The sequence below is a fragment of the Pseudacidovorax sp. 1753 genome, from assembly GCF_040544975.1.
In the GTDB taxonomy this organism is placed as follows: Bacteria; Pseudomonadota; Gammaproteobacteria; order Burkholderiales; family Burkholderiaceae_C; genus Xenophilus.
Map to the genome: position 1 here is coordinate 175,863 of NZ_JBEPKY010000001.1, position 15,948 is coordinate 191,810.

Sequence of the window (15,948 nt, forward strand, 5' to 3'; positions counted from 1 at the left end):
CTTTTTCGTTTCGAGCGCCGGGTGGAAGCCCTCAGTTGGCCACGAAGACGCCGGTCTTCGCCAGGGCCTCCACGCGGCCCGCATCCTGCTCGATCAACTGGCGCAGGTGCTGCGGCCCGCGCTCCTGGGCCGTGGGGGCCTGCGCACCCAGGCTTTCCAGGCGGGCACGCAGTTCGGGCTCGGCCACCGCGTCGGACAGTGCCTGCTCGATGCGCCGCAGCGTCGGGGCCGGCGTGCCCTTGGGCGCCACCACGCCGTTCCAGATCGCCAGATCGAAGGCGGGCAGGCCCGCCTCGGCAAAGGTGGGCACGTCGGGCGCCTGCGGTACCCGCGCCGCGGCCGAGACCGCCAGGGCGCGCACGCGACCGTCCTTGTGCAGCGGCAGCATCGTCACGGTCTGGTCGATCACGGCATGGATGGTGCCGGCCATCAGGTCGGTCAGCGCAGGCCCGGTGCCGCGGTACTGCACCAGTTGGCCCTGCACGCCCGCCTGCTGCAGGAACAACGCCTCCGCGAAGTGCGCCGTGGTGCCCGGCCCGCCCGACCCGAAGTTGAGCGTGCCGGGCGCACTCTTCATCTTGCCGATCAGGCTGGGCAGATCCTGGATGCCGCTGGCATTGCTGACCGACAGCACCATCGGCACCTTGGCCACGATGCCGACCGGCGCCACGTCGGCGACGGCCGAGTAGCCGGCCTGCTTGTACAGGTGCGGCAGGATGGTGAGCGACTGGTTGATGAACAGCAGCGTGCTGCCGTCGGGCCTGGCCTTGAGGAAGCGCTGCATGCCGACCAGTCCGCCCGCGCCCGTGACGTTCTCGACGACCACGGACTGCTTGAGCCGGTTGCCCAGCGCGGTCGCGGCCAGCCGCGCCAACGCGTCGGACGAGCCGCCGGGCGGCACGGTCACGATCATGGTGATGGGGGCGCCTTCGGCGCGCGCCGGCGCGCTTGCCAGGCCGGTCAGGGTCGCGGCCAGGAGAAGGATGGGTGTCTTGCGCATGAAAGGTCTCCGTTCTTGTTCTGACAGTGAAAGGCGATGGCTCAGTCGAGCGCCCGCGCCATGCGGCGCAGCACGGCCTCGGTCACCTCGGTACAGCTTGCGGTGCCGCCCAGGTCGCGCGGCACCGCGTCGCCATGGGCCAGCACCTCGCCGACGGCCGTCTCGATGCGGCGAGCTGCGACGGCCAGCCGCTCGTCGCCATGGCGCTCCGAGAGCCAGTGCAGCATCAGCGTGCCCGAGAGGATGGTGGCCAGCGGACTGGCCAGGTTCTGCCCCGCGATGTCGGGTGCCGAGCCGTGGGCACCCTGGAACAGGCCATGGTGCTCGCCCAGCTCGGCGGAGGGCGACAGCCCCATGCCGCCGATGGTGGCGGCCCCCAGATCCGAGATGATGTCGCCGAACATGTTCTCGGCCACGATCACGTCGTAGAAGTCGGGCCGCTTGACCAGGTGGACCGTCATCGCGTCGGCATAGGCGTAATCGATCTCGACGTCCTCATGCTCGCGAGCCACCTCCTCGCACACCGCGCGGAAGAAGGCATAGCTGCGCAGGATGTTGGCCTTGTCGCAGACCGTCACCCGCCGCTTGCCGTCGCGCGGCGCGCCCTGGCGCTTGCGGCTCAGGCCGAAGCTGAAGCGGGCCACGCGCTCCACGCCCTTGCGGGTGACCACGATGGTGTCGGTGGCCACCTCCCCGCGCAGGTTGATGCCGCCGCCGCGGCTGGCGTACAGGCCCTCGGTGTTCTCGCGCACGATCACGTAGTCGATCTGCCCGGCCTGCCAGCCGGCCAGCGGCGACTTCACGCCCTGCCAGAGCCGAACGGGCCGCACGTTGGCATACAGGTCGAGCCGGAAGCGCAGCTGCAGGTGCAGGTCGTTGCCGACCTCGGTGCCGTCGGGATAGGTCACACCGGGCAGCCCTGCAGCGCCATGCAGGATGGCCGCGGAATCGCGGCACAGCGCGAAGGTGTCGTCGGGCAGCACCTGGCCGGTGCGTGCGTAATGGGCCGCGCCACCGTCGCAGCGCACGAAGTCCAGCAGTGCACTGCCGCAGGCTTCCGAAAGAATGCGGGCGGCCGACTGGCACACCTCGGGGCCGATGCCGTCGCCGTCGATGGTGGCGATCCGATAGGGGGACATGGGTTCTCGTTCTCCTTTGAAGTCAGGTCGATTCGCGCTTGGCCAGCACAGCCACCAGTTCGGGCAGCAGCCGCTCACCGCCGGCATGCGCCACGGCCGCCTCCAGCGTCTGCCGCACGCCTTCGGCAATCGTTCCGGCAGCGCCGCTGTCGCGGGCCATGGTGGCGTAGTAGCCCAGGTCCTTGAAGGCGTTGGCCATGCTGAAGCGCAGCCCGCTCGGGTCTTGCGACAACAGAAAGGGGCGCAGCCGCTCCAGCGCCGTGCCGCCACCGCCGCCTTTGGCCAGCACGTCGATGAACACCTCGGCCGCCACACCCGCGCGTTGCGCGCAGGCCGCTGCCTCGGCGATCAGCGCCACCGAGCCCAGCGAGACATAGTTGTGCAGCAGCTTCATGCGGTGGCCGGACCCGACCGGCCCGCAGTGCGTGATGTTCTCGGCGAAGCAGGCCAGCAGCGGGCGGCATTCGTCGAACAGTGCGGTCTCCGCGCCCACCAGCAGGTTGAGCCGGCCTTCCGCAGCCTCCTTGGGCGTGCGGGTCATGGCGGCGTCCATGAAGCGCCCGCCGGCTTCGGCCACCACGCCGGCCAGACGCTCGGTGGACGACGGGATGGCGGTGGAGCAGTCGATGACGATGCCGCCGGGCCGCAGCCCCTGCAGCACGCCGCCATCGCCGAGCAGCACGGCCTCCACCTGCGGTGAACCGGTCACGCACAGCAGCAGCACGTCGACCTCGGCCGCCAGCTGCCGTGCGCTGCCCACGATGCGCACCCCTGCCGCCTCGAGGGCGTCCAGCGGTTGGTTTCCCGCATGCGCCAGCACGGCCAGCGAATGGCCATGACGCACGATGTTGGTGGCGATGCCGTGGCCCATCAGGCCCACGCCGATCAGGCCGATCTTCTTGTCGCTCATTGGATGTCTCCTTGGTTGTCGATGCGATGTGGCGCCATGCTCAGCGCGGCAGCGGCCGGCCCAGGCCGCCGGCGCACAGGTACTTGATCTCGACGTAGTCGTCCACGCCGTACTTGGAGCCTTCGCGGCCCACGCCCGATTCCTTGATGCCGCCGAAGGGCGCCAGCTCGGTGGAGATCAGGCCTTCGTTGAGGCCCACGATGCCCACCTCCAGCGCCTCGGCCACGCGCCAGGCGCGGGCGTAGTCCTGCGTGTAGAAGTAGGCCGCGAGGCCGAAGGGCGTGTCGTTGGCCATGGCCACGGCTTCTTCGTCGGTCTCGAAGCGGATCAGCGGTGCCACCGGGCCGAAGGTTTCTTCCTGCATGAGCCGGGATTTCGGCGACACCTCGGCCAGGATGGTGGGCATGAAGAAGCGCCCGCCCAGCGGGTGCGCCGTGCCGCCGGTCACGATGCTCGCGCCCAAAGCAACGGCATCGTCGATGTGCTCGCGCACCTTGGCCACGGCCGCGTCGTCGATCAGCGGGCCCAGCTGAACGCCGGGCGTCAGGCCGTTGCCGACCACCTGCGCTTCCACCGCCTTTCGCAGCAGGGCGGTGAAGCGCTCGTAGATGCCCGACTGCACGAAGATGCGGTTGGCACACACGCAGGTCTGCCCCGCGTTGCGGAACTTGGAGGCCATGACGCCGGCGACCGCGGCGTCCAGGTCCGCATCGTCGAAGACGATGAAGGGCGCGTTGCCGCCCAGCTCCATCGACACCTTCTTGACCGTGCCCGCGCATTGCGCCATCAAGGTCTTGCCGACCTCGGTGGAGCCGGTGAAGGAGAGCTTGCGCACCACCGGGTTGGCCGTCAGCTCGCCGCCCACGGTCGAGGCCGAGCCGGTCACCACGTTGAGCACGCCCGGCGGAATGCCCGCCTCCATGGCCAGTTGCGCCAGGGCCAGCGCCGAATAGGGCGTGGCCGACGCGGGCTTGATGACGATGGTGCAGCCGGCCGCCAGCGCGGCGCCGGCCTTGCGCGTGATCATCGCGTTGGGAAAGTTCCACGGCGTGATGGCCGCCACTACGCCCACAGGCTGCTTGAGCACCACGATGCGCCGGTCCATGCTGGCGGCCGGGATCACGTCGCCGTAAACGCGCTTGGCTTCTTCGGCAAACCATTCGATGAAGCTGGCGCCGTAGGCGATCTCGCCCTTGGCCTCGGCCAGCGGCTTGCCCTGCTCCAGCGTGAGGATCATGGCCAGGTCGTCCTGGTGCGCCATGCACAGGTCGAACCAGCGCCGCATCAGGCGCGAGCGCTCCTTGGCGCTGGTCTCGCGCCACGCGGGCAGCGCCTGGTTGGCCGCATCGATGGCCGCGCGAACGTCGGCGGTGGCAAGCCGCGGGACCGTGCCGAGCACGCTGTCGTCCGCGGGGTTGGTGACCGTCAGCGTGGCGCCGTCGGTGGCGTCGACCCAGCGGCCGCCGACGAGGCATTGCTGGCGGAAGAGTTCGGTGTGTTGGAGCTTCATGAGGCGTGCTTGGAATGAAAGGGATCAGCGCAGAAGGTTGTCGGGCGTACGGCCGGCGCGCAGCGCCTCGATGCCGTCGATGAGCAGCCAGCCCATGGCATCGCGCGTCTCGTGCGTCGCGCTGCCGATGTGCGGCGAGAGGAAGACGTTGTCGAGCCCGCGGTAGCCGGGATGCACGTGGGGCTCGTTGGCGAACACGTCGAGCCCCGCGCCGCGAATGTGGCCACGGCGCAGCGCATCGATCAGCGCCTCGTCATCGACCAGATCGCCGCGGGAGATGTTGACCACCACCGCGCCCGCCGGCAGACGTGCCAGGCGCTCCGCATCGAGGACGCCCTTGAGCGCCGGCGAACCCGGCGCCGCGATCATGAGGATGTCGATGTCCGGAAGCATGGCTTCCAGCGTCTGGTGGTAGGTGGCCCCCGCCTCCAGCTCGGCCACGAGACGCGAGCGGTTGTGATAGTGGATGGCCAGCCCGAAGGCCCGCGCACGCTCAGCAATGGCCCGGCCGATGCGGCCCATGCCAAAGATGCCCAGGCGCCGCCCGACCAGACCCATGCCCAGCAACTGGGTGGGCGCCCAGCCCTGCCATGCGCCGCTGCGCACCAGCCGGTCGGCCTCGAAGCCGCGGCGGCAGGCATTGAGCAGCAGCATCAGTGCAATCTCGGCGCAGGCATCGCTGAGCACGTCGGGCGTGTGCAGCACCTGCACGCCGCGCTCGCGGGCAGCGGCCAGGTCGATGTGGTCGTGGCCCACCGACAGCGTGGCCACCACCGCCAGCGTGGGCGACAACGCGGCCATGACCTCGGCCGTCACCGGCTCGGTGGCCGTCACGAAGAGCAGGTGGCAGTCCTGCGCACGCGCCGAGATCTGTGCGGCAGAAAGAATCGAATCGTCCTCGTTGACGACCAGCTCGAAGCGCTCGGCCAGGGCGGCCTCGACGGCGGGGGTGAAGCGTCGGCAGAGGAAGGCCCGCGGCCGGTCGGGAAGGTTCATGGCTGTCTCTCTTGGTTCTGCGATGCGCCGGCCATCGCCGTGTTGCGCTCAAGTTGTATTACAAATACGTCACATCACTTCTGTCAAGCACGAAGCGCCGGTGCTATTCTTCGGGCCCCGACCTGCCTGCCCTCACCATGGCCTTCTCGATCCAAGACGATGCGACCTCCCGCGCTGCCGAAGGCACGCTGGCCGACCGGGTGACCGGCCTGATCGCGGCGGACATCCGCGCCCGCGTCTACCCCGTCAACACCCGCCTGCCCACCGAACTGGCCATGACCCAGCAGTACGGTGTGAGCCGCACCGTGATCCGCGAAGCCATCTCGCGCCTCAAGTCCGAAGGGCTGGTGGAAACGCGCCAGGGCAGCGGCACGGTGGTGCGCGACCCCAAGGCCGCAGACGCCTTCCGCCTGGGCCAGGGCAGCGCCAACGACGCCGAGTCGCCCGCGCACGGCGTGCTGCGCATCCTGGAACTGCGCCGCGGCATCGAGGCGGAAATGGCTGCGCTGGCCGCCGAGCGGCGCACCGGCGCCGAGATGACGCAGATCCAGCAGGCGCTGCGGGCCATCGCCCGCGCCGAGAAGGAAGGCCGCGACGGCGTGGAGGAAGACCTGGCCTTTCACATCGCCATCTCGCATGCCGCCCACAACGCGCACTACACCGAACTGCTGGGCATGCTCACGCGTGCACTGCACGACGCGATCCGCCTGACACGCTCCAACGAGGCGCGGCGCACCGACCTGGCTGCGCAGGTGCAGGCCGAGCACGAGGCCATCTGCGCCGCCATCAAGGCGCGCGACGCCGCTGCCGCCCGCACGGCCGCCTTCATGCACATGCACAACACCGCAGGGCGCATCGAGCAGGCGGGCCAGGACTTCTGGACCGGCGACAGCCGGGCTGCCGCGCGCCGCGTGGCCCGCGCCAAGCTGGGTGCGACATCGCCCGTTCAAACCAAGGGAAGCAAAGCCGCCGCCCCAAGGTAAACACGGGGTTCATGCGCAAAGTTGTCTGATAGATTCATCACACAACTTTGGCAAGAGTCTGGCGAGCGGCTCCGCACGGACACCGCCGCCGCCCACCCTGCAGGCACCTTCGCCGTGCGGCAGGCCCTGCACCCGCCAACGCCCTCCGCCATGAGCCCACCTCGCGTCCTGCTGACCGATCCGCTGCATCCTGATGCCTTCGCACGGCTCGCCCAGTGGGCCGAGGCCGAGCAGATCCCCGACGGCGTGGTGCGCGAGGCCAGCGATGCCTGGCTGCGCGAGGCCATCGGCCGCTTCGACGGCATCGTGGTGCGGCGGCTGCTGCCGGCCGACCTGTTCGACCGCCCTCACCGTCTGCGCTGCGTGATGCGCCAGGGCGTGGGGCTGGACTTCATTCCGGTCGAGCGCGCAACCGCGCGTGGCATTCCCGTGGGCAACACGCCGGCCGTCAATGCCAATGCCGTGGCCGAGTACGTGTTCGCGGCATTGCTGGCCCACGCCCGGCAGCTGGCCGACTTCGACGCCAGCGTGCGCACAGGCGACTGTGCGGCGCGGGCCCAGGCCGGCGCCCGCACCTTCGAACTGCGGGGCCGCACGCTGGGCCTGATCGGCTTCGGCGCCATCGGCCAGCGCATCGCCGCCATCGCGCAGCAGGGCTTTGGCATGGGCGTGGCGGTGTGCACCGGCACGCCTGCCAAGGTGCCTGCAGGCATGGCCGCCTTGCAACTGCCGGCGCTGTTTGCGGCCAGCGACTTCGTGGTCGTCGCCTGCCCACTCACGCCGCAGACACGCGGCATGGTCGATGCCGAAGTGCTGTCGCACGCCAGGCTCGGCGCCGTGCTGGTCAACGTGGGGCGCGGGCCCGTGGTGCGGGAAGAGGACCTGGTGCAGGCCCTCGCCCAGGGTCCGCTCGGCGGCGCCGTGCTCGACGTCTTCGAGACCCAGCCGCTGCCTGCCGACAGCGGCCTGCGCCAGCACCCGCGTGTGCTGCTCACGCCGCACTTGGCCGGCATCACGCAGGAGGCAGAGCGGGCCATGGGCCTCATGGCCGTGGACACGCTGGCCTCCGTGCTGCTGCGCGGCGAGCGGCCGCCCAACATCGTCAACCCCGAAGTCTTCGGCGCCCCACCTCCGCTCGGCCGCTGAAGACCGCCACCCCACCCTCAAGAACAGGAGACACGCCATGAAGATCACCCGCATCACCGCCATCCCGCTGTCGTACCGGCTGCCCGAGGGCAAGACCGTCACGATGGGCATCGGCAGCACGCTCAAGCGCGACTGCATCATCGTGCGCGTGGAGACCTCGGAGGGCATCACCGGCTATGGCGAGGCGCATCCGGGCCGCAGCCCCGGTGCCATCGTGAGCCTGATCCACAACACGCTGCAGCCGTTGCTGGTGGGCATGAACGCCACCGACGTGGTGGGCGCCTGGCAGCGCGTGCACCGCATGCAGCTGTCCAGCCACGGGCTGGGCGCCGGCACCTGCCTGGCGCTGTCGGGCATCGACATGGCGCTGTGGGACATCCGCGGCAAGGCCGCCAAGATGCCGCTGTACGAGCTGCTCGGTGGATCGCACCGCCGCATCCCTGCCTACGCGGGCGGCATCGCGCTGGGCTACCAGAGCCCCGAGTCGCTGGCCGAAGAAGCCCAGTCCTATGTGGCGCAGGGCTACAAGGCCGTCAAGCTGCGCATCGGCGACACCGTCAAGAACGACGTCGCGCGCCTGCGCAAGGTGCGCGCGGTGCTCGGCGACGACATCGACATCCTCACCGATGCCAACACCGCCTACACCATCGCCGATGTGCGTCGCGTGATGCCCGTGCTGGCCGAGATCCAGGCCGGCTGGCTGGAAGAGCCCTTCGCCTGCAACGACTTCGCCTCGTACCGCGAAGCCGCCAAGATCTCGCCGCTGGTGCCCATTGCGGCCGGCGAGAACCACTTCACCCGCTTCGAGTTCGGCCAGATGCTGGACGCACGCGCGGTGCAGGTCTGGCAACCCGACCTGTCGAAGAGCGGCGGCATCACCGAGGGCGTGCGCATCGCGGCCATGGCCTCGGCCTACCGCATTCCGCTGCATGCGCACAGCTCGGCCACCGGGCTCAACCATGCGGCCACGCTGCACTTCCTGGCGGCCACCGAGAACGCGGGTTACTTCGAGGCCTGCGTGTCGCACTTCAACCCCTTCCGCGACATGTTCGGCAGCACCTTCCAGATCGGCGACGACGGCTGCGTCGAGCCGCCGCGCGGACACGGCATCGGCATCGAGGTGGACGAGTCGATCTTCGACAAGTACCCGATGGTCGATGGCCCGGGCTATGTCGTGAAGTTCTGACCCACCCCGCAGCCGCCACCCCGCCCGCCGGTGCGCAACCGGCAGCACGACAACGACGACGAACAACGGAGACAAGCCATGCAATTCGACAAGCGCCAACTGCTGCGGGCCATGGCCGCAGCCCCCCTGACCCTGGCCGTGGGCCATGCCTGGGCCAACGACGACTACCCGAGCAAGCCCACGCGGATCATCGTGCCCTACACGCCGGGCGGCTTCAACGACACGCTCGCGCGCACGGTGAGCGACCGCCTCAACCGCACGTGGAAGCAGTCGGTGGTGGTGGACAACCGGCCAGGCGGCAACACGGTGCTGGGCAACAACCTGGCGGCCAAGTCGCCGGCCGACGGCTACACCATCCTCATCACGCCCCTGCCCTTCTCGGCCCTGCCCGCGCTGTACGGCAACAAGCTGCCCTACAACGCCACGGCCGACTTCCAGCCGCTGGTGTGGGCCGGCTACACGCAGAACGCGCTGGTCGTACGGCCCGACCTGCAGGGCGTGACCAACGTGCGCGAACTCATCGCCTACGCCAAGAAGAACCCCGGCAAGCTCAACTACGGCTCCACCGGCTCGGGCTCGTCCAACCATCTGTCGATGGAGCTCTTCATGAGCATGACGGGCACCAGGATGACCCACGTGCCCTACAAGGGCAGCGCGCCGGCCGTGATGGCCATGCTGGGCGGCGAGATCGACGTGCTGTTCGACAACGTGCCCAACCTCATGCAGCAGATCAAGGCCGGCAAGCTCAAGCCCATCGGCGTGACCGGCGCCAGCCGTGCCGCGCTGCTGCCCGAGGTGCCCACGGTGCAGGAGGCCGGCGTGCCGGGCTACGAGGTGATCGTGTGGTTCGGCATGCAGATGCCGGCGGGCGTGCCCAAGCCCATCGTCGAGCGCGCCAACCGCGACATCGTGGCCGTGCTGAAGGACCCGGAGGTGGTCAAGCTGTTCCGCGACCAGGGCGTCGAGGTGGTCGCCAGCACGCCCGAGGCCTTCGGCGAGCTGCTGGCCAAGGAGATCCCCAAGTGGACGAAGGTGGTGAACGACGCTGGCGTCAAGCTGGAGTGAGCACACGGGCGGGCGCGCACGAAACGTGCTGGCGGTCAGCCAGCCCGTCGCACAATCCAACGCCATGCCCGCCAGCCTCAGCCCGCTGCCTCCGGCGCCTGCCGGTCAACCCTTCACCCGCGAGAGCCTGTTCGACGGCTCCGTGATGGCCGCCCTGAAGGCCTGCGCACCGCCCGACGTGCGGCTGCGCACCCAGGAAGAGCTGGACGCCTGCCTGGACGCCACCCTGGCGAGCCACGACCCGGCCGAAGACCTCTACCTCTTCGGCTACGGCTCGCTGATGTGGAACCCCGCCATCCACCACATCGACGCCGCGCCCGCCCTGGTGCGCGGCTGGGGCCGGCGCTTCTGCCTGTGGCTGTACATGGCCCGCGGCTCCGTCGAGCACCCCGGCCTGATGCTGGCCCTGGACCGCGGCGGCGCCTGCCGCGGCATCGCCCTGCGCATCGCCGCCGAGCAGGTGCGCAGCGAACTGCAGCTGGTGTGGCGGCGGGAGATGCTGTCGGGGGCCTATGCAGCGCGGTGGGTGACGGCCGAATGCCAGGGGGAGCGGCGGCGGATGCTGACCTTCGTGGCGAACCGGGCGCATCCCCGGTATGCGGGGCGGATGGAGCCGGGGGAGGTGGCGCGGTATATCGCCAATGGGCGTGGGGTGCTGGGGAACTGCCAGGATTACTTTCAGCACACGGTGGACGCGCTGGCCGATCTCGGCATCCGGGATAAAGAGATCGAGCGACTTTTTCAGGCGCTTTTGCCCGCGTCGGCAGTCCCACGAGCCGCCTGAACTGCGCGAAGTAATCACACGGGTCTGCAGAAATCCGTCGGGGAAGCGGGCTGAGTCTCGCTGATGGCAATGTGCGCCTCTACATCCGGCTCTTGGACAGTCCTGCCTATACAAACTCTATAACCCCGCATTCCCGACACAACCATCTCGTGACTACGCAGGAGCCCCGCAGCGTGCGTCGTTACGTTGTACTGCCCATCCGTCTTAATAACGATACGCAACGACTCAGGGCTAGCTTAGGTGCCGAAGTTTGGCTTCGAATGCAGGTTTTTGGGAACACTTTCAATGGTCTGGCGTTACCCGTTAGCACAGCTACGTTTTGGTAACTGGCGTGAAGTGTTGGCGAACGCTGTAGCCTAAGACAGGTCCGCCGTATGAGAAGATCATCAAGCCCACGGCAGAATTCGATGGCGTCGATGGGAGAGCAAATGTCGATACCCTTTCCTTGGCGGGGGCAATTTCGACTGGTGAATCACGTAGCTATAGGAACCACTTATTTATGGCTTTGAAGCACCAGAAGCTTGGGAGGCGATCAGGGTATTTTTAAGTGACTGAGCTTGCGCTGCAATCAAGGGGGGAGGCAAAGCGTTCCCGATCATTAGTGCGATTGACTCTTTTCCATGAGACGTGTCGAACCTATATTCTCGCGGAAAACCTTGCAGCAGCGCTGCTTCCCGGAGTGTGACCGTACGGTTATAGGAAGGATGAAGAAATCGTCCTTTCGACGGCGCATGACAGCCTCCCGTAATGGTCGGGGCGACATCGTCCCATGCCATACGGCCATAAACATCTCTAAAGCCGTCGCTTCTCCGGTGACAAGGGAGCTGATGATCATTTCCAAGCTCCGCCCTACTTCCCCCATTCTTTGGAATTTTAGCAATGAGATCCTTGACAGATTGAGAGCGATTCTCTGGAAATGCATGTAAGGGGTCTTTCGACCTCGAAGGCGCTTCAAGACTGCCTATTGCATCCCTAACAGTTAGGCGCGTTTTTGCTTTTGGCGCGACTTGCGGCGCTCCCACACGCGAAGCAAGAAAAATCAATCTACGTCGTCGTTGAGGAACACCATAGTCAGCAGCATTTAACACTTCAACGTTGGTCCTATAGCCTGCACGCGAAATCTGCCGAACCATCTCGACAAATCCTATGTCGTCCTTGAGTGATGGAACATTCTCCATCATTATTGTCTTCGGTCGCAACTCAAGAACTAAACGCAGAAACTCTTTAATCAGAGTGTTCCGATCATCATGCACGGATACTGCTCGATTTTTAGTCCGAAGCCTTGAAAATCCTTGGCAAGGCGGGCAACCTGCAAGTAAATCCAACTGCCCTACGTTAATTGAACAATCTTCCATCAATTGCTCAGCCGAAATCAGGCGGATATCGTTTTTATACAGACAAACATCGGGATGATTGAGCAAATAAGTTTGCTGCGCTTTGGCATCTATCTCAACTGCTGCCAACACTTTAAATCCTGCATCTTTCAGCCCACGCGTTAATCCACCGCACCCGCTAAAAAGATCTATGGCTAGGGGGCGCCCCAAAACGTGAGTCATACAATCAGACCTGAATGAATTAGCTATGAATCCAGACACTTAGTTGATCCCGGATCGCAGTAAGATCAGCATTATCATTCGGAATTTGAGCAATTTTGAACTTCAGCATGCCCAGATATTCAGGGCCCGTCCATTGTACATCTAAACCCTCGCCAACAAAGTCTCGAAGCGTCTTTTTTGCGGCAGCGGCGCTTTTTTTATAATGTTCATTTTCAGGATCTAAAGCTTCCAAAACAATATGTTCAGGAACGTGTCGCGGTAGATATGCCACATGCTTTCTGAGCCAAGCAAGGTAAGCTAGCTGCGCATCGATTTTCGCCTGTTTGTGGCCAGCAGCGTCCGCGCCTCCAGGAATATGAAGCAATGGATTAAAGCCAACTTCAGTCTTCAACAGTTCATCCAAGGAAGCATATTGTGCAGGAGCAATCGTCTCCGGATCAGAAAATTCGTCTTTCATTTTTTTGTCGCCGTCCAAGAATATAAATATTCTATCACTTGAAAGCATCGCGGCTGGCGCAACATATTTCAACAACGCCTCCGCTCCGCCCGGAGCAACACGAATTTCTAAATTAGCAGCATCGCCTTCGTCAATTCCCTTTACAGCTTGCTCTAAAATAATCGCGGCCAGCTGGTCCTCGACCAAGACACGACGCTTATTCTCTGCAGGTTTTCCTAGGCGTCTAAGCGCGGCAAACGGAGAAGACTTTGGAAGGATTCTGGTTTGCATCTTTCCGTTGTCTTCAAATACTTTGATAGCTTCGTGAGGGAGGCCAGAGAGGAATTCCCCCGAGTGCGTCGAAAGGACAATCTGATGCTTCTTCTCTTTGATTTGTTCCAGCAAAAATCTGAGCAATGCGCGCTGGGCTCCCGGGTGCAGCGAAGTTTCTGGCTCATCGAGCAAAATCAATGAGTAAGGCTCCGCCGCTAGGACCTGCACAACGGCACTCACCGCTGCCACTTCTCCACTGCCCGCAAACGCCTCTGAATAAAGGAGCCCCCTTTGAAATATCACGCTAAGGTCCTGCGCTCGGTTACCCAAGTAAAGCGAGTGCCTAATTATCCTCGCCGACTCATAGTCTCTTCCAAGGATACGTGATATCTGCTTGACCTCGTCCTCTGCAAGTACCCTATTTTCAAAGACACGCTCTTTTCCTGCGAGCTTATAACTTCGCAGATCTTTATCTCTAATTACCTTTAAACGCCGGGCCTCGTTAAGCATTGCGGCAGTTTTTGCACTTGCACCTCCGCTCGCGTCGTCAAAATAAAAGTATCGATCAAAAGATCCAAATGTCGCTTTGAAATTTATATATACCACATTTCGGCGTACGGGATTCCATCGATCTTTAGATCTCCCTGCAAATTTTCCAGTCGGCTTGACCCGCATTCCATCTGCGCTGCTCCATCTGTAAGGCTCCCAATAGTCATATCCTCTGCGCTTGCCGATCCGCGCTTTTCGCGTTTCAACCTCCCCCTTGAAACTTTCGTTCCAATGCCCGTAAAAATATCGTTGTGGGTCGACCTTACTCTCGGCTATCGGGTCTAGATCTGTTGAAAACCAGAACTTTGCTGTGGAATATCCGAAAGGCATTCCCCATAGGGCATGAAGTAGTGAGCTCTTTCCGCTCCCGTTTGCACCTACGAGCGCGGTTAACGGAAATTTAAAATCTACTCGGGTTCCTGGTTCCAAACCTTTGAACCGTGGAAATTGAGCAAAGGTAATATAATTTTTCAAAACCGTTCCGATTGGAAACTTACCAATGGTTTTGATTAGTGCTGCTATAACCTCGTCGTCGGACATACTTGCTGGCTCCTTTCGAAGCATTCTCGCTACAAGTGCGCAGCAACCACCACACTTTCGGCTGATGCCCGATTGTCTTCATGAAGGACGCTCCGCACGATGGTCCGCACATATGAGGCCCCGAAATGCACCAGATCCAGAAAGGCAACCATGGGCAAACTAACACGACGGCCCACGTCGGTCTGGATGCCTGCCTCAGGGCTGGTGCACACGATGGGTCGCACCGTTGGCAACCCCAAACAGGTATCGGGGAGTAACCGCCTGTTGCACGCGCGGGAGAAGGCGGTCCGAGGCACTGTGGCTGCTGGCAGTGGACAGGCGCCGGGAAACGAAGACGCATACGGGCTGGCGTGTAGTGATGCGCTAGTGCTGCGCAGGGAGCCGACGCTACGCCCCCCCCCCCGGTTGATCCGCTGACCAACAGGATCGAGCAGTTAAAGGCCTGCAGACGAGGCGACGACCGGAACCCATTAAGGGTAATCAAGCGCGAGTTCGGCAATGGGAAGTGCGATTCCTAGGCTGGCGACGAGCATCGGCGCATTTGCTCTTTGCGTTAAGCCATCTATGGGGTCAAGCAGTAAGCGATTGCCTTCGGGTTCCCGGCAACAGCCCAAAGGTCATCTGAAACGAAAAGGGGTGGCTCCGGCGCGCTTCTTTAGCCCCATGCCAGAAGCTACAACTAATTTGGGCGCTGTGCACCTGCAGCGATCATCGACAGGCAAGACCTCCAAACCGCTTTCAGCACGACGCAAACGCTTAGTGCAAAGCGTCGTTGAGCGCCTCACACCTCAAAATGCGGCTGAATCTCCCGAATCCGCTTGATCGCCACCCCCGCCGCCGCGGTGCGCGTCTCCACCCCTAGCTTCACATACACCCGCTCCAGGTGCTTCTTGGCGGTGGCCGGGCTGGCGCCCAGGATTTCGCCGATGTCCTTGTTGGTCTTGCCCTTGACCACCCAGTACAGCACCTCGGCCTCGCGGGCGGTGAGCTTGAGGGCCAGACTCATGGCCTCGATCACCGCCGTGTCCGACAGCTCCCGGATGATGATGAGCCAGTCGCCAGCGCCGGGCACCGTCGCGCTCGCGGTGCCGTCGGCGTCGCCGGTCTGGCGGTGCACGCGCAGTTGCAGGCGGCTCGCGGCCTGCTGGCCGATCTCCAGCGGCGGGGGCTCGGCGCCGGCCTGCTGGGCCTGGGGGAGGTGGCGCTGCAGCCAGGCCACGATGGCGGCGGGCGTGGCGGGCGCCTCGGTGCCGCAGTAGCGCATCAGCAGTTCGCGCGCCAGCGAGGTCTGCCAGATCAGCCGCCCCTCGGGCATGCGCACGGTGATGCTGGCGTAGCCGAAGGCGTCCAGGGCGTTGCGGGCCTGGCCCGCCTGCTGGGCCTGCTGGCGCGCGCGGCGGGCGCCCTGCAGGTGCACGTTCATGCGGGCCAGCACTTCCTTGGGCTTGATGGGCTTGGTGACGTAGTCCACGCCGCCCGATTCCAGCGCCGCCACCAGGTGCTCGGTCTCGGTCAGGCCGGTCATGAAGACGATGGGAATCTCCGCCGTGGCGGCGTCGGCCTTGAGGCGACGCGCGACCTCGAAGCCGTCCATGCCCGGCATCATGGCGTCGAGCAGCACGATGTCCGGACGGGCCTGGGCGGCGCGGGCCAGCGCGGTGGGGCCGTCGGTGGCCACGAGCACGGTGTAGCCCGATTCGTCCAGCGCGTCGTGCAGCACGGCCAGGTTGTCGGGCACGTCGTCGACCACCAGCACGAGGTCGCCGCGGGCGGTGTTCTCGCGCAGGCTGGCGGCCAGCGGCGAGATGGCGGGCACAGCAGCGGCGGCAGCGCCGCTGTCGTCGTCGTCGGGGAGTTCGTCGATGCCGTTCATGG

Annotated in this window: 13 protein-coding genes; 5 read left to right on the forward strand and 8 right to left on the reverse strand. The window is 64.9% G+C overall.

The window, feature by feature from the left end; all coding sequences use genetic code 11:
• Window positions 1-31: 31 nt before the first annotated feature.
• The 5 genes from ABIC63_RS00860 to ABIC63_RS00880 are packed head-to-tail and all read right to left on the reverse strand — an operon-like array spanning window position 32 to window position 5,555.
• Entirely contained in the window at window positions 32-1,000 is a 969-nt protein-coding gene (locus tag ABIC63_RS00860; RefSeq protein ID WP_354318346.1) for a Bug family tripartite tricarboxylate transporter substrate binding protein, read from the reverse strand.
• A gap of 41 nt (window positions 1,001-1,041) precedes the next feature.
• Complete coding sequence (locus ABIC63_RS00865) at window positions 1,042-2,139, reverse strand: isocitrate/isopropylmalate dehydrogenase family protein (RefSeq protein WP_354318347.1); 1,098 nt, start codon at window positions 2,137-2,139, stop codon at window positions 1,042-1,044.
• Window positions 2,140-2,161: 22 nt separating this feature from the next.
• Entirely contained in the window at window positions 2,162-3,049 is an 888-nt protein-coding gene (locus tag ABIC63_RS00870) for an NAD(P)-dependent oxidoreductase (RefSeq protein ID WP_354318348.1), read from the reverse strand.
• 40 nt (window positions 3,050-3,089) lie between these two features.
• Complete coding sequence (locus tag ABIC63_RS00875) at window positions 3,090-4,559, reverse strand: NAD-dependent succinate-semialdehyde dehydrogenase (protein ID WP_354318349.1); 1,470 nt, start codon at window positions 4,557-4,559, stop codon at window positions 3,090-3,092.
• A gap of 24 nt (window positions 4,560-4,583) precedes the next feature.
• The gene (locus ABIC63_RS00880) at window positions 4,584-5,555 is read right to left on the reverse strand and encodes a 2-hydroxyacid dehydrogenase (RefSeq protein ID WP_354318350.1); all 972 of its coding nucleotides are present in this window, start codon (window positions 5,553-5,555) and stop codon (window positions 4,584-4,586) included.
• A 137-nt stretch (window positions 5,556-5,692) separates the two neighbouring features.
• Here ABIC63_RS00880 and ABIC63_RS00885 point away from each other — a divergent pair, with 137 nt between their 5' ends.
• The 5 genes from ABIC63_RS00885 (at window position 5,693) to ABIC63_RS00905 (ending at window position 10,719) form a co-directional block, all read left to right on the forward strand.
• Window positions 5,693-6,538 carry a FadR/GntR family transcriptional regulator gene (locus ABIC63_RS00885; RefSeq protein WP_354318351.1) on the forward strand — a complete coding sequence of 282 codons (846 nt, stop codon included), beginning with the start codon at window positions 5,693-5,695 and terminating at the stop codon, window positions 6,536-6,538.
• Between the two features lie 150 nt (window positions 6,539-6,688).
• The gene (locus tag ABIC63_RS00890) at window positions 6,689-7,684 is read left to right on the forward strand and encodes an NAD(P)-dependent oxidoreductase (protein ID WP_354318352.1); all 996 of its coding nucleotides are present in this window, start codon (window positions 6,689-6,691) and stop codon (window positions 7,682-7,684) included.
• A 37-nt stretch (window positions 7,685-7,721) separates the two neighbouring features.
• Window positions 7,722-8,870: a mandelate racemase/muconate lactonizing enzyme family protein gene (locus ABIC63_RS00895; RefSeq protein ID WP_076510661.1), complete on the forward strand. Its 1,149-nt coding sequence runs from the start codon at window positions 7,722-7,724 to the stop codon at window positions 8,868-8,870.
• 78 nt (window positions 8,871-8,948) lie between these two features.
• A complete protein-coding gene (locus ABIC63_RS00900) occupies window positions 8,949-9,935 on the forward strand; it encodes a Bug family tripartite tricarboxylate transporter substrate binding protein (RefSeq protein ID WP_294367271.1) in 987 nt (328 codons plus the stop codon).
• Window positions 9,936-9,999: 64 nt separating this feature from the next.
• On the forward strand, window positions 10,000-10,719 hold the full coding sequence (locus ABIC63_RS00905; RefSeq protein ID WP_354318353.1) for a gamma-glutamylcyclotransferase: 720 nt from the start codon (window positions 10,000-10,002) through the stop codon (window positions 10,717-10,719).
• A 497-nt stretch (window positions 10,720-11,216) separates the two neighbouring features.
• Here the strand turns inward: ABIC63_RS00905 and ABIC63_RS00910 are convergent, their stop codons facing one another.
• The 3 genes from ABIC63_RS00910 to ABIC63_RS00920 form a co-directional block, all read right to left on the reverse strand.
• Window positions 11,217-12,275: a DNA cytosine methyltransferase gene (locus tag ABIC63_RS00910; RefSeq protein ID WP_354318354.1), complete on the reverse strand. Its 1,059-nt coding sequence runs from the start codon at window positions 12,273-12,275 to the stop codon at window positions 11,217-11,219.
• A gap of 19 nt (window positions 12,276-12,294) precedes the next feature.
• The gene (locus ABIC63_RS00915) at window positions 12,295-14,073 is read right to left on the reverse strand and encodes an ATP-dependent nuclease (protein ID WP_354318355.1); all 1,779 of its coding nucleotides are present in this window, start codon (window positions 14,071-14,073) and stop codon (window positions 12,295-12,297) included.
• Window positions 14,074-14,854: 781 nt separating this feature from the next.
• Complete coding sequence (locus tag ABIC63_RS00920) at window positions 14,855-15,946, reverse strand: response regulator (RefSeq protein ID WP_354318356.1); 1,092 nt, start codon at window positions 15,944-15,946, stop codon at window positions 14,855-14,857.
• Between the last annotated feature and the right edge of the window lie 2 nt (window positions 15,947-15,948).